Raw genomic sequence first — 13,459 nt, 5'->3', positions numbered from 1 at the left:
TTCGGAGAAGGTGATCTGATCCATGCTGGCAACGATCCTATGCGATTGACGATGGCCGTATTATCGCTGATTTTGGAGACTTATTCAGAGCCTCCTTAAGAATCTGAATCCGAAGGCAATAATTTGATGGTGAATCCATTTATGAAGATCTGCCGCGTCTAACTGACTTTTAGGTTTGGGCACGAAATGGTTTAAGAACTGAAACGAGTGCCAAAAAACAATTTGCTTTGCTAAATTAACTGTTTGGTGGCTTATTTTTCCTTCAAAGCCCTCAAAATAGTGAATTACTGCTGCAACTCTCGCTATATTTTCAGGCAATTTTGCCGCATGGTCTTTTGCAAACTCATATAAGCCTCCCGGTAAAGAATGCTGAACCAAAGAATTTCTGGTTCCTAATATTGAAAACCTGGCTTCATCGACGAATTTAATTAAAAATCTTTCATGCTCTTTTTTCTGTAATTTAAGAATTTCAAACATTGACCCAAGTAATTCGGTCACTCTTTCATAGAATGGTTCATAGCTTGACGTATCGGGTTTTTCGCCATTAGAAAAATTTCTCATGACTTGGTCGTAATTTGCGTTTAATGCGCGGGCCTGGTAACCAGAATGACGTGCTAGCTGATCATTGCTTTCAAAATGCTTTTGGTGAACCTCGCTTTGAATTAGTATAAGGCTTGTAAGCCTAGAATCGTAAATGGTCTGGTTACCAGTTGTCGCCGTGTCACGAGATATTTGTTCGCCTCCCCAGCCTGCATTTTGAAGTGGGAAATCGCATAGAGCACCACTGCCTAGCGCATTACCACCCTCACTGCTCAGTTGGAAGACAGATAAGGGGTTGTTGTACAGTGCCTGTCTTAATCCCAGGCTGGTACTCGCTTCAATTATTATTTGCGGACGGGGTGGCGGTGTTGGCTCTTCTTTAGCTAATTCCAACATTTGCTGTTCTAATTCGGCTGTGTCTTCTCCTGCTCCGGCAAGCTTCCGAATGTTCTTTTTAAACTCCTGCTTTTTCGATTTGTGTATTTCCAGCTTGCATTTATATGCGACCTCAAGGTGCCTAAACTCGCTTTCGGCTTTCCTCTGTGCTGCTTTAATTGGTTTAGTGATTTGGTTTTCCACAGTGGTCTTACCCGACCCGGATGGGCCAATTCCATAAATTGACAGTGATAGCGGTGTTTTTGTCTCTGGAAATAGTTCAACATTTGCGTGTCCCTGAACGGATGCTGCCATGACCGCCAATGCAGTATCTTCGATTAACTCTATCTGTGCACCAGTGTTTCGCTGAACCGCATAAACAAGCTCGCTAAATTTGGGTGCATGAGATAGATTTGGGAATTGAAGATTTAAAGGCGGTATTTCCTCATAAAGAGGGTTTTGAACAGGAGCCGGGCAGTTCTGCTTGTAAGCGGAAAAAGGAGTAGGCACGGTAATTTCTCACATCCGAGACTTTTTAATTTGGCTTTTGAGCCACTCGTTAATTTCAGCTTCGATCCACGCCACTGCGCCGCCTCCCAGTTTGATTTGTTTAGGAAACTCCGGGTCGTAGTACTGAGAGGCCGGATTTAGTTTGTTGTAGATTGTGGATGATGATACGCCGAGCCGTTTTTCTAGCGATTTTAAGCGGATCATTTGTAACTCACCGTCGAGTGCTGTCATTGGATGTTTCTCCTTCGCGTTCGTTCTTTCATAACGCTATTCCAACGCGTCAGTCATTTACACCATATCTTGCTCCCATTTACTCCCACTAAAATCCTGAGGTGAGGATATATTTCTGAATACGGGCTTTATCTGAACCTGCTAACACTGCTAACCGTTAGCAAAATTAGCAATGTTAGGACTTCTACTCGAAAAAAGTTTAAACCTATATCACCCCTGTGAACCGGGGCACTGACAGTGCCTTCCCTCCCAATTCACAGAGGTAATTTCCAATGTCTGAACAATGCCCCAACTGCCTGTCCAGGCGGATTGGAAAAAACAACTACGGCAAGAAGACGGCTGGTGTGGTCGGTGCGTCTGCGGGTACTTACGGCGGCTATGCGGCTGCCACCGCCGGTGCTCAAGCAGGCGCTGCCTTAGGAGTCGTTGCTGGTCCCGTTGGTGTGACCTTGGGTGGTATCGGCGGTGCCGTCATTGGCGCGCTGTTGGGCGGTGCAACGGGCGCTTCCGCTGGCGTAATTCTCGGCGATGTTCTGGATGAACGGGTGCTCGACAACTACCGCTGCCTCGACTGCAGCTACTCCTTCAGCGATGACCCTGGCTCCCCCGAGAGATAACTCCACGTCCCAAAGGCGCTGCCAGTCTCCCTCGGGTGAAAAGATAACTCCCACCGGAAAGACGTTAATTTTCTTAATAAATTTCACAGGAGAACAACCATGGCTCATCTCATCGAACAAATGGCCTACGTGGGCCAAACCCCATGGCATGGCCTTGGGAATGAACTAACCACAAATCAGCCTCTGGAAGTCTGGGCAAAGCAAGCCGGTCTGGACTGGCAGATCCAGGAAAGCCCCGTCCGCTATGTCACCAATTCCAGTGGCAGCCTGGGTGAAATCCTGTCCTACCCGGATTCCAAAGTGCTTTACCGCTCGGATACCAAGGCTCCGCTGTCGGTCGTCGGTAACCGCTTCAAAGTGGTCCAGCCCGAGGAAATCCTGGAGTTCTATCGGGACCTGACCGAGGTATCCGGTTTTGAGCTGGAAACTGCCGGTGTTCTAAAAGGCGGTCGCAAGATGTGGGCACTCGCCCGTACCGGTCAAACTGGCGTGCTCAAGGGCAACGACCAGACCAATGCTTACGTGCTGCTGGCCACCGCCTGTGACGGCACCATGGCAACCACCGCTCAGTTCACCAGTATCCGCGTGGTGTGCAACAACACCCTCGCGGTTGCCCTGGAAGGCTCCACCGCCAATGCCGTGAAGGTGAAGCACAATACGGCGTTCGATGCGGACCTGGTGAAGAAACAACTGGGCATATCCGTTTCGGCCTGGGATGACTTCATGTACCGCCTGAAAACCCTGAGCGAACGGAAGGTGAAAACTACCGAGGCCAGGAACTACTTTCTCAAGGTGTTCACTGACGATTCCGGTACCGGCATTGGCAAAACCAACGAGCGCTCCATGGCGAAGGCTCTGGGCCTGTATGAAGGCGAGGGCATGGGTGCCAACCTGGCATCCTCAGAAGGCACGGCCTATGGACTACTGAATGCCGTCACTGAGTTCATCGATCACGAGCGGCGCGCCAAAACCGTTGACCATCGGTTGGATTCTGCCTGGTTCGGAACCGGTGCTGCCATGAAGAACCGTGCATTAGAGCAGGCCATGTCACTTGTGGTTTGAGCCAATCCCACAAATTTCAAAACCGCCATAAAGCCCACCGGAGCCTGATGCTCTGGTGGGCTTTTTTATGTCTGGAGGAAAACATCATGGGCATGAGTGCAAACGCAAATCAGAAGCCACGAGCGGCATTGCGCCTGGTCTCTACCAAGGGCCTGAGCCGGGATGAATGGCTGAGGGTCCGCAAGCAGGGCATTGGCAGTAGCGATGCCGCTGCATCGGTCGGCATGAACCCTTACCAGTCCCAACTGGAGCTCTGGATGGTCAAGACCGGCAGAGATGCTGGCTTACCAAAACCGGATTCAGACGACCCCGCTTCACCGGTTTACTGGGGCCATATCCTGGAACCGATAGTGGCGGAGCAGTACAGCCAACAAACGGGGAGGAAGGTGCGCCGGGTGAACGCGGTATTGCAGCACCCAGATCCGGAGAAACACTGGATGTTGGCCAACCTGGATTATTCCGTGGCGGCTGATGACGATGTGCAGATCCTGGAGTGCAAAACGGCAGGGGAGTTCGGGTCGCGTCTATGGAAAGAGGGCGTGCCGGACTACATTCAGTGCCAGGTGCAGCACCAGTTGGCTGTCACAGGCAAACAGGCGGCGGACGTGTGCGTTCTTCTGTGTGGCCAAGAGTTGAAGATCTACCGCGTTGAAAGGAATGAGGAGCTCATCGAAGCGCTGTATGTGCTGGAGCGCCAGTTCTGGGATTTCGTGGAAACGGACACTCCGCCACCGGTCGATGGAACTGACTCCGCAGAACGTGCCCTCCGCCATCTGTACCCAGTAGACAGAGGCGAGATCCTGGACTTCAGCCAAAGCAAGGAGCTGACCGATGCCTTCAACGAGCTGCTGGCCATCCGCTCGGAAATGGAAAGCCTTAAATCCACTGAATCCCACCTGAAGCAGCGAATCGAGAGCCAGATGGGCGAAGCCTCAAAGGCAACCTTCCCAAGTGGCAGCGTCAGCTGGAAGAGGAGCAAGGATTCCGTTGGGCTTAACGTGAAACAGCTGTTGAAGGATCAGCCAGAACTGCTGGAGCAATACCCACTGACGAAGCCAGGAAGCCGTCGATTCCTCATCCAAGCATAAACCCCCATTGGCCACTTGGGCGTGACGAGCGCCCCGTGGCCCTTTTTATTAGGAGAACGATCATGATTAAAGGTTTAGCCATTACGCCTCCGGTTTTGGGGCGTATCAGCATCGGCAGGGTCGTTGAAAAGAACGGTATCCGGCTACCGCAGAAAGACGATCAATTCACTATCACCTCCCAGATCCAGGAAAAGGATGGCTGGGTGCTTCACCCTATGGACGAGGAACTGAGAAAGGATGCCCCAAACAGCAAATTGCGGATCATCCCAGTGCGCATGCTGTTCAACGACGCGGATCTCAATCTGCGGGCTGAGTACACCATGTTCGACCGTAAAAGCGGGCGCCCAATGTGTGTAGGTAATGGCGACACCTGTAAGCGCCTGACGCAGTCAGGAGTGCAGTCTTTGCCATGCCCTGGACCAACGTTGTGTGAGTTCGGCAAAGGAGGACTATGCAAGCCCTACGGCCGTCTGAACGTGAAGGTGGGCGACGACGATGATCTCGGCACTTTTATCTTTCGGACGACTGGCTACAACAGCATCCGGACACTTGCAGCCAGGCTGAGCTACTATCAGGCGGTCTCTGGTGGTCTATTGGCGTACATGCGATTGGAATTGAAGCTGCGAGGTAAAAGCACGACGCAGAGCCATCGGACGCCGATCTACTATGTGGATCTAGTGGTCAAAGAAGGGTTGTCACTGCAGGAGGCGGTAGTCGAGGCAAGGGAAAAGGCAAGGCAGTTAAAGGATGAAGGGGTTGACCAAGCAGCACTGGATGCGGCTGCGGCGAAGGGATTCGGCAATGCGCTATTTGAATATGATGAGGATGAGATGAGTCAGGTGGTTGAGGAGTTCTATCCTGCCCTTGCAGGCGAGGAACTAATGGACAATTCTTCAGTTGTCTCGAAGCTGAGGAAAGACATCGACTCGACAAGGTCAGCTTCTGGCTAGATTTTGACAGGTGGTCCGAGTGGGGCCACCTGTCTTAAACCGAGGTTGTCTATTTTTTATTCAGGCAGCACCGAATCACGGTTTTCCCCAGTCTCAAGAAATCGGTACCCGACCCCGGGCTCAGTCTGGATATACCTTTGCTCCGTAGGATCGTCTCCCAGCTTCTGTCTCAATCTCCCGATCAGAATACGCAGATAGTGAGTATCGGTGGTGTGTGTCGGGCCCCAGATATCCTTTAACAATTGCGACTGAGTGACGATCTTTCCAGACGCAAGCAAGAGGACCTTCAGTACGGCAAACTCCTTGGGGGTCAGCCTGACAGGTTCACCGCTGACCGTGACCTTGCGCATGGCTAGATCAATATTAAGCTCACCGTTATCAAAAATGGCCGAGGTTTCAGGAGCTACTGCGTTTTTTCCTTTCTGGTGGATACGCAATTGGGTTCGAACTCGAGCCAGCAGCTCATCGACGCCAAAGGGTTTGGTTACATAATCGTTGGCTCCAAGATCCAGGGCTTTTACCTTTTCCAGTTCCCGATCCCGCACCGAGAGAATGATCACCGGGGCTGATGACCACTCCCGCAAGCCGGCCAGCACCTCCGAGCCATCCATATCCGGAAGACCTAAATCCAGAATCACAAGATCAGGTGAATGCCTTGCGCACAATCCGAGTCCGGTCTCACCGCTTTCGGCTTCGAGCAGTTCGTAGCCTTCCGTTTTCAGGCTGATGCGCAGGAAATGCCGGATTTGCGGTTCGTCGTCGATGACCAGAATACAGGGCTTTTCCCGATCTTTTGCTGATTCAGTCATTCACTCAATTCCCGATTGGACTCTTGTTCAGGGGATTCTATCAGGGGCAGCGCTACTTCGATGGTGGCACCGATACCATTTGGGCCAGCCAACGCCTGAATCCGGCCACCATGAGCCGCGACCATGCCGTGACAGATAGCCAGGCCGAGCCCGCTACCATGAGGCCGCCGGTCGCCTTCGCCGCCGGTGAAGAACATGTCGAATACCTGGCTCCTCTGGTCTTCTGGGATGCCCGGCCCTTCGTCCGAAATCGCTATGATTAATTCGTTTTCCTTTCTGTGGGCGCGGATAGACAGCGTTGAGTTGTCGGGCGCAAACTTGGCAGCGTTCTCCAGTACGTTGACCAATGCCTGCTCAATGAGCGCCGGGTGCACGAAAAGCAATGGAAGGTCCTCTTCTACCTCCCGTTCGACACGGACTTTCGACATCAGGTTTCTGGTGCGCCTGAGCGCTGACGACAGGATGTCGGTGAACGCAATCCAATCCCTTTCGATCTTGAGTGTGCCATGGCCCAGTTTGGTCATGTCCAGCAGGTTGCGAATGTAGCGATCCAGGCGTTCGCCTTCACCGAGTACCGCATCCAGAAGGCTGTCCCGATCCTCATCGGAGAGTCGGTCAAACATCGATTTCAACGTGCTGGCAGAGCCAATCATAGAGGATAGCGGTGTCCTCAAGTCATGGGAGATGGAGGAGAGCAACGCGGAGCGCAGCCGTTCGGTTTCCTCTGCCACTCGGGATGCTGAAAGATTGGCCGCCAGGCGGGTACGAAACCACGCCAGGCCCAGTTGATGCACGTAAACGTTGATGGCCAGGCCCCGGTAATACTCCGGGGTCATATCGTCCACTCGAAATCCGAGTACGCCGTAGACTTCACCGTCTGCTTCAATCGGTTCAAAGCGCCAGGGAAGGCTGTTCAGCGTGTCAGAAAACGCGCCGCTGGGTCTGGCGTTGCGGATGGCCCAATCGATGGCCGATCGTGCCGCATCGTTTAATGGGTGAGAGGAGCCGCCCTGAACCACCACTTCAATTGCATCATTTTCAGGGCTCCGTTGGGCGATAATCAGAGGAAGCTTGAGTTGGGCGTAGAGAGCCTCGACCGCCTCGGTCTGGACAGAGGTGATATCAGGCGCAGAGGCGAGTCTGCGGGTAAACTGCAGATGAGCATCAGTGAGATCATTCGAGGCGCGAAGCATCTGGACCTGGTCCCGCAATCGGCCGGCAAGGTTGCCTCCAGAGACAGCGATAATCAGGAAGAACACCACGGTCAGCAGCTCATCCGTATCTGCCATGTGGAAGGTCAAACGGGGTTCTGTGAAGAAAAAGTTGTAGGTCAGAAAGCTCAGAGCAGCCGTGAACAGGGCAGGACGAATACCGGTTCGGGAGGCCACCCACAATACGGATGTCAGAAAGATCAGGGACAGGTTGCCCAGTGGAAGAACGTTTTGTAGTCCCATGGCGATGGCGGTTGCGGCACCCACGCTGCCAACGGCCCAGGCATAGTCGCTCCATCTGACCGGATAGCCTGCGGCTTCAGCAAGGCGGCGCCTTTGTTTTTTGGGGACTGGTATAAAGGTGACTTCAAAGGCCTCGGCCTCTTTCAGTAGCTTACGACTGGTGGATTTTCGAAGGTGCCACCAGCGATTGTGGGAACGGCCGAGAACCAGGGTTGTGACATTCTGCTCTCTCGCGAAGGCCAGGATTTCTCCGGCCACGTCATATCCGCGAAGCGTCCTGACCTCTGCACCCAGGCGCGTGGCCAGATCGAACACTTTTTCCAGCCGTTGGCGTTCATCGGAGCCAGCCCGGCCGTTGTCCACTGTAACGACGGTCCAGGGCGCTTTCCGGCGCTCGGCGAGCCGCCGTGCTGCTCGAACCAGGGTTTCACCCTGACCAGAGCCGTCCACCGCAACCAGCATTCGGGATCGAATGTGCCAGGGGCCTTCAATGCCCTTCGACTGCATGGTTTCCCGAACGTCGGAATCCAGCCGTTCGGCAATGGCCTGAACGGCAAGTTCCCGCAGCGCGGACAGATTGGAGGGTGAGAAATAGCCGTCCATTGCCGCACGGGCCTGCTCGGGCACGTAGACCTTGCCCTGTCGCAGCCGCTCCAGGAGTTCTGAGGGGGTAAGGTCGACAAGCACGATGTCCCGGGCCCGTTCCAGGATCGAATCCGGCACCGTTTCTCGCATTCGCACGCCGGTGATACTGGCCACCACGTCCGACAGGCTTTCCAGGTGTTGGATATTAATAGCCGTCCAGATGGTAATGCCCTGATCCAGCAGTTCTTCAATATCCTGGTAACGCCGGGGGTGGCGGGTGCCCGGGATATTGCGGTGGGCCAGCTCGTCCACCAACAGGACATCCGGTTTGCGTTTCAGGGCGGCATCGACATCGAACTCCCGGAACTGCTTGCCGGCGTACTCGACTTCTTTTAGGGGGAGCTGCTCAAGGCCCTCACACAATGCGAGCGTATCGGCTCGACCATGCGTTTCGGCAACACCAACGACGACATCCACACCCTGCCGTTTAAGTTCATGGGCTGCCTGCAGCATCTGATAGGTCTTCCCCACGCCCGGGGCTGCTCCCAGAAAGATCTTGAGCCCGCCGGCGGACTCACGCTCCTGGGTTTTCAGGAGCGCGTCCGGGTTGGGGCGATTAGGGTCGCCTTGATTCAATCGTCAAACTCCTTGCCGTCCAATGCCAGATTGAGTTTCAGAACGTTTACACGCGGTTGTCCGAAAACGCCGAGTGTGGGACCTTCAGTGTACTTTGCAATCAGTTCGTTGGCCCTCGCAATCGCAATGCCACGGGCACTCGCCACGCGTTCGGCCTGTAAAATCGCCGATTCCGGGGATATATGAGGATCAATGCCAGAGCCCGATGCTGCGAGCAAGTCCGCAGGGATAGACGTCGGGGCTACGTTCTCTCTTTGCGCGATCTCTGCGGAACCCTCTGCAACGCGTGCTTTCAGGTCAGGATTGCTGGCTGCGTAGTTGGACCCTCCGACAGCGAAGGGGTCATATTCCGCTGCGGACGGCCGCCCGTGGAAGTATTCGGGGGCTGTGAAGCGTTGTCCAACCAATTCCGATCCAACAATCGTGTCGTCAATGATGATCATGCTTCCCAGCGCCTGATGGGGAAACATCACTTTTCCGGCGGTTGTGATCAGCACCGGATATAGCCCGCCGCAAAGGATAATGAGAACAATCGCCGTGCGAAGCGCTGGAAGCCAGGAGGCGGACCGGGTTACGGGCGTTTTATTTGATTCAGTCATTATGTCGGTCTCCTCAGATAACTACGGTGAGCATCAGATCCAGCGCCTTGATAGCCGCGAACGGCAGCAAAAGGCCACCCAATCCGAAGATCAGAAGGTTGCGTCGCAACAGCTGGGTTGCGCTCGCTGGCTTGAATTGAACACCTTTCAGAGCGAACGGAATCAGCGCCGGTATGATCAGTGCGTTGAATATGGTGGCTGCGAGTACCGCACTCATTGGGCTCTCAAGGTCCAGCACGTTCAGAGCGTCCAGTGCCGGCAGACTGGTCACAAACAGGGTTGGCAGTATGGCGAAGTACTTGGCGACGTCGTTAGCCAGCGAGAAAGTGGTCAGCGAGCCCCTTGTGATCAGCAGTTGCTTGCCAATTTCAACGACGGCGAGCAGCTTCCCTGGGTCGGAATCCAGATCCACCATGTTGCCGGCTTCCTTTGCCGCCTGGGTTCCGGAATTCATCGCCAGGCCAAGATCAGCCTGGGCCAGGGCCGGTGCATCGTTGGTGCCATCCCCCATCATGGCCACCATGCGGCCCTCGGCCTGCTCCTTGCGGATGATGTCGAGTTTCTGCTCCGGTGTTGCCTCGGCCACAAAATCATCAACACCCGCCTCTGCTGCGATTGCCGCTGCAGTCACCGGGTTGTCGCCGGTGATCATCACTGTTTTCACGCCCATGTCCCGCAATTTGGCAAAGCGCTTCTTGATGCCGGATTTGATGACATCCGACAGGGCAATCACCCCGAGTACGCGGTTGCCCTCAGCAACCACCAGCGGAGTAGCGCCGTTTTTGGCAACCCTGTCGACCAGGTTGTCGGTTTCCTGCGGGTAGTTGCCGCCGTTTTCCGTGACAAATTTGCGAATCGCATCGGTCGCGCCTTTGCGAAGAATCCGGCCATCCGGCAGGTCCACCCCAGACATACGTGTGTTGGCAGAGAACTCGATGAACTCGGTTCCTTCAGACGCTTCGGCATCCGAGCCTTTGTCGCGGGCCAGAGCCACCACGGATTTACCCTCGGGAGTCGGATCAGCCAGCGAAGTCAGCAGAGCGGCATCCCTCAGAGTGCCCGGTGCTACGCCCCGAATAGGCTCAAAGGCTGTTGCCTTGCGATCGCCCAGCGTGATGGTACCGGTCTTATCCAGCAGCAGTGTGTCGATAGAGCCGGCCACTTCCACGGCTTTGCCGGATTTGGCAATGACGTTTGCACGCATGGCCCGGTCCATTCCGGCAATGCCGATGGCCGGGAGCAGGCCGCCAATGGTTGTGGGAATCAGGCAGACCAACAGGGCAACCAACACCGAATAGGAGGGAGTTGCACCCACAAACCCGCCGAAGGGCACGAGAGTCACAACGACAATCAGGAATACCAGAGTCATGGCTGCCAGCAAGACCGACAAGGCCAGTTCACTGGGTGTCTTCTGACGCTTGGCACCTTCGACCAGGGCAATCATTCGGTCCAGCAGTGAGTTACCGGGATCGACGGTGACCTCGATCTCGATATCATCAGACAGTACCTTGGTACCCGCGCTGACACCGCTGTTATCAGTGCCCGCCTCACGAAGCACCGGCGCAGACTCACCGGTGACCGCCGACTCGTTGATGGTGGCTGCGCCTTTGACGATCTCGCCGTCAGCGGGTATCAGCTCGTTGGGCTTGACCAGCACCCGGTCGCCCCGACGCAGGTCTGCTGCTGGGACATCTTTTTCCTGGTCGCCGTCCAGTTTGCGGGCTTTCAGATCTTTTCGGGTGGCTCTCAGAGCACCGGCTTGCGCCTTGCCACGAGCTTCGGCGACGGATTCGGCGCCGTTGGCAAAGAGCACCGTGAACAGCAGAATCGCGCTGATCGCAAAATCCAGGCCTGCCGGAGCATCCTGGGCCAGATTACTTAGGCCGAGGAGGAAGGTAATCACGGTTCCGATACCGACGACCATCATGACCGGATTACGCGCCAGATCTTTTGGGTTCAGCCGCTTGATCGACTGGCCGAAAACTGTGCCCAGATCAAGTGAATCAGTCATTTTAGGGGTTCTCTTGGACATCATCGTTCTCCAATCAGGACATCAGAGCCAGGGCTTCAGCGATCGGGCCGAGAATCAGCACCGGCATAAAGCTCAGCAGGGTAAACATCACAATCACCGCCAGAGTCATCAGCCCGAAGGTGGGCGTATCGATGCTCAGGCTGCCGCGACCCTCCGGAGCGGAGCGCTTGGCGGCCAGTGACGCAGCGATGGCGAGCGGTGCGAGAATCGGAATGAATCGACCCAAGGCCAGGTTGACCGCACAGGTCACGTTCCACCACACGGTGTTGTCACCGAGCCCTTCAAAGCCGGAACCGTTGTTGGCAAAGGCCGAGGTGTATTCGTAAATCACCTGGCTGATGCCGTGGAAGCCCGGATTGGAGTTACCGGTCAACGTGGGGAACGCGACGGTGATGGCACTGAAACCGAGGATCAGCAGGGGCTGGATCAACAGTGCGATGCAGACCAGCTTCATTTCCCGGGTTTCCAGGGCCTTGCCGGCAATTTCCGGCGCCCGCCCGATCATCAGGGAACCAAGGAAGGCAGCCAACAGTAGGAACAGCAGGTAGCCAATCAGCCCAACGCCAATACCGCCAAAGGTGACGTTGATGAACATGTCGATCATCGGAATCATGCCGCCGATGGGGTTAAAGCTGTCATGCATGCCGTTGACGGAACCGTTGGACGTCTGTGTCGTCCAACTGCCCCAGAGTGCGGTGGCGGTCGCGCCAAAGCGCACCTCCTTGCCTTCCATATTCGTGCCGTCGGCCGCCAGTCCGGAGAAGGCTGCGTTCGGCTGATTCTCGGACCAGATCGCGACCGAGGTTAGCGAGACTGACATCACCACCATGACGCCCATTACCACCATCGCCAGTCGGCGACGGCCCGTCATGAATCCAAGGGTAAACACCAGGGCGGCGGGAATGAGCACAATGGAGACCGTTTGGACGAAGTTGCTCAACGGTGTGGGATTTTCCAGAGGTACGCTGGAGTTGGGGCCATACCAACCGCCGCCGTTAGTGCCCACCTGCTTGATGGCAACCATGGGTGCCACGGGGCCGATCGGGATGTGCTGCTCTTCCATGCCGGCGGTTTGATCCAGAGGAATAGCCGTGCGGGCACCCTCGTAGCTGTTCGGCACGCCCTGTGAGGCGATTATCAGCGCCACCACCGCAGCGACCGGCAACATGACTCGCACAATGGCCCGGGTGATGTCTTCGTAGAAGTTACCGACAGACACAGCGCCTTCGCCCATAGGCTGCTTCTTTTCGTCAGACCGGCCCAACAGGGTGCGGACAATAGCCACTAATGCCGCCATACCCGCCGCCGGTGTAACCACCTGAAGCGTCACTATGCCAAAGGTATGGGCCAGATAGCTCAGCTGTGCCTGCCCGGAATAATGCTGCTGATTGGTGTTGGTCAGGAACGAGACCGCCGTATGCAACGCCAGGTCCCAGCTCATGCCGTCGATGTTGTCCGGGTTCAGAAAAAGAAAGCCCTGGGCCATCAGCAGGCCGAAGACGATCAGCACCAGCATAAGGTGAAGTTTCAGCAGCGCCTTCCCATAACCCTGCCAACTCATCGGCTGGGCAGGATTGACACCAAACAGTCGGTACAGGCCATTCTCAACCGGCAGAAAGACGGCACCCGCCGCCCCCCTGGCTCCGTTAAATACGCCCGCAATGTACTTGCCCAGTGGCCACGCCAGCAAAAGCGTGAACGCATAGATAACGATGACCTCGTTCACAGCCGTTCCTCCAGATCAATGAACAGGAAACACAGGCCAAACAGCCCGAGAATGATGCCAATGCCGATCAGTGCCATGGTCAGAACCTCTCGGGCCAGAGCAGGGCGGCGACCAGGTAGGTGCCGACTGCAACAGAAACAATTAACAGGAAAGTAGACACGCTCCGTCTCCTTCAGTGGGTGTGCTTTCATGGTGCTGCGGTGGGGCGTAAAAATTCGATGACCAAAACAGCGGCGGGGCGTAAA

At 55.3% G+C, this 13,459-nt stretch carries 12 protein-coding genes; 4 read left to right on the top strand and 8 right to left on the bottom strand.

Annotated features, from left to right (window positions below):
• Positions 1–84: 84 nt before the first annotated feature.
• Together ACSSVV_RS19500 and ACSSVV_RS19495 are read right to left on the bottom strand one after the other, a co-directional pair.
• Positions 85–1,425 (bottom strand): DUF3987 domain-containing protein, encoded by a 1,341-nt coding sequence (locus ACSSVV_RS19500; RefSeq protein WP_454106815.1) that lies wholly within the window; start codon positions 1,423–1,425, stop codon positions 85–87.
• 9 nt (positions 1,426–1,434) lie between these two features.
• On the bottom strand, positions 1,435–1,656 hold the full coding sequence (locus tag ACSSVV_RS19495; protein WP_023009298.1) for a helix-turn-helix transcriptional regulator: 222 nt from the start codon (positions 1,654–1,656) through the stop codon (positions 1,435–1,437).
• Between the two features lie 272 nt (positions 1,657–1,928).
• On the opposite strand from ACSSVV_RS19495, the gene ACSSVV_RS19490 reads away from it, so the two are divergent.
• From ACSSVV_RS19490 to ACSSVV_RS19475, 4 genes are all read left to right on the top strand, one after another.
• Complete coding sequence (locus ACSSVV_RS19490; RefSeq protein ID WP_454106814.1) at positions 1,929–2,273, top strand: hypothetical protein; 345 nt, start codon at positions 1,929–1,931, stop codon at positions 2,271–2,273.
• A gap of 99 nt (positions 2,274–2,372) precedes the next feature.
• Positions 2,373–3,335, top strand: a complete 963-nt coding sequence (locus ACSSVV_RS19485) for a DUF932 domain-containing protein (protein ID WP_454106813.1) — start codon at positions 2,373–2,375, stop codon at positions 3,333–3,335.
• A gap of 86 nt (positions 3,336–3,421) precedes the next feature.
• On the top strand, positions 3,422–4,423 hold the full coding sequence (locus tag ACSSVV_RS19480; protein WP_031210246.1) for a YqaJ viral recombinase family nuclease: 1,002 nt from the start codon (positions 3,422–3,424) through the stop codon (positions 4,421–4,423).
• 62 nt (positions 4,424–4,485) lie between these two features.
• Positions 4,486–5,373: a recombination directionality factor gene (locus ACSSVV_RS19475; RefSeq protein ID WP_454106812.1), complete on the top strand. Its 888-nt coding sequence runs from the start codon at positions 4,486–4,488 to the stop codon at positions 5,371–5,373.
• Between the two features lie 56 nt (positions 5,374–5,429).
• On the opposite strand, the gene ACSSVV_RS19470 is transcribed toward ACSSVV_RS19475, so the two are convergent.
• Genes ACSSVV_RS19470 through ACSSVV_RS19445 form a run of 6 tightly spaced genes read right to left on the bottom strand, consistent with a single transcriptional unit; the run spans position 5,430 to position 13,405 of the window.
• The gene (locus ACSSVV_RS19470; RefSeq protein ID WP_454106811.1) at positions 5,430–6,182 is read right to left on the bottom strand and encodes a response regulator; all 753 of its coding nucleotides are present in this window, start codon (positions 6,180–6,182) and stop codon (positions 5,430–5,432) included.
• On the bottom strand, positions 6,179–8,857 hold the full coding sequence (locus ACSSVV_RS19465; protein WP_454106810.1) for a DUF4118 domain-containing protein: 2,679 nt from the start codon (positions 8,855–8,857) through the stop codon (positions 6,179–6,181). Before ACSSVV_RS19465 ends, ACSSVV_RS19470 begins: the two co-directional genes overlap by 4 nt.
• Positions 8,854–9,456: a potassium-transporting ATPase subunit KdpC gene (gene kdpC / locus ACSSVV_RS19460; RefSeq protein WP_454106809.1), complete on the bottom strand. Its 603-nt coding sequence runs from the start codon at positions 9,454–9,456 to the stop codon at positions 8,854–8,856. The genes ACSSVV_RS19465 and kdpC overlap by 4 nt, the downstream gene beginning before the upstream one ends.
• A gap of 13 nt (positions 9,457–9,469) precedes the next feature.
• Positions 9,470–11,491, bottom strand: a complete 2,022-nt coding sequence (gene kdpB / locus ACSSVV_RS19455; RefSeq protein ID WP_454106808.1) for a potassium-transporting ATPase subunit KdpB — start codon at positions 11,489–11,491, stop codon at positions 9,470–9,472.
• A 10-nt stretch (positions 11,492–11,501) separates the two neighbouring features.
• Positions 11,502–13,214 (bottom strand): potassium-transporting ATPase subunit KdpA, encoded by a 1,713-nt coding sequence (gene kdpA / locus ACSSVV_RS19450; RefSeq protein ID WP_454106807.1) that lies wholly within the window; start codon positions 13,212–13,214, stop codon positions 11,502–11,504.
• A complete protein-coding gene (locus ACSSVV_RS19445; protein WP_454106806.1) occupies positions 13,211–13,405 on the bottom strand; it encodes a hypothetical protein in 195 nt (64 codons plus the stop codon). The genes kdpA and ACSSVV_RS19445 overlap by 4 nt, the downstream gene beginning before the upstream one ends.
• Between the last annotated feature and the right edge of the window lie 54 nt (positions 13,406–13,459).

This window comes from Marinobacter sp. MBR-105 (assembly GCF_053628895.1).
The sequence above is the reverse complement of the archived record's forward strand: the minus strand, read 5'-3'. Positions and strand labels throughout refer to the sequence as shown.

Coding starts and splice junctions, on each gene's coding strand:
- kdpB (WP_454106808.1), bottom strand. CDS start 11,491: ATGATGTCCAAGAGAACCCCTAAAATGACTGATTCACTTGATCTGGGC.
- kdpC (WP_454106809.1), bottom strand. CDS start 9,456: ATGACTGAATCAAATAAAACGCCCGTAACCCGGTCCGCCTCCTGGCTT.
- ACSSVV_RS19490 (WP_454106814.1), top strand. CDS start 1,929: ATGTCTGAACAATGCCCCAACTGCCTGTCCAGGCGGATTGGAAAAAAC.
- ACSSVV_RS19475 (WP_454106812.1), top strand. CDS start 4,486: ATGATTAAAGGTTTAGCCATTACGCCTCCGGTTTTGGGGCGTATCAGC.
- ACSSVV_RS19470 (WP_454106811.1), bottom strand. CDS start 6,182: ATGACTGAATCAGCAAAAGATCGGGAAAAGCCCTGTATTCTGGTCATC.
- ACSSVV_RS19485 (WP_454106813.1), top strand. CDS start 2,373: ATGGCTCATCTCATCGAACAAATGGCCTACGTGGGCCAAACCCCATGG.
- ACSSVV_RS19480 (WP_031210246.1), top strand. CDS start 3,422: ATGGGCATGAGTGCAAACGCAAATCAGAAGCCACGAGCGGCATTGCGC.
- ACSSVV_RS19445 (WP_454106806.1), bottom strand. CDS start 13,405: ATGAAAGCACACCCACTGAAGGAGACGGAGCGTGTCTACTTTCCTGTT.
- ACSSVV_RS19495 (WP_023009298.1), bottom strand. CDS start 1,656: ATGACAGCACTCGACGGTGAGTTACAAATGATCCGCTTAAAATCGCTA.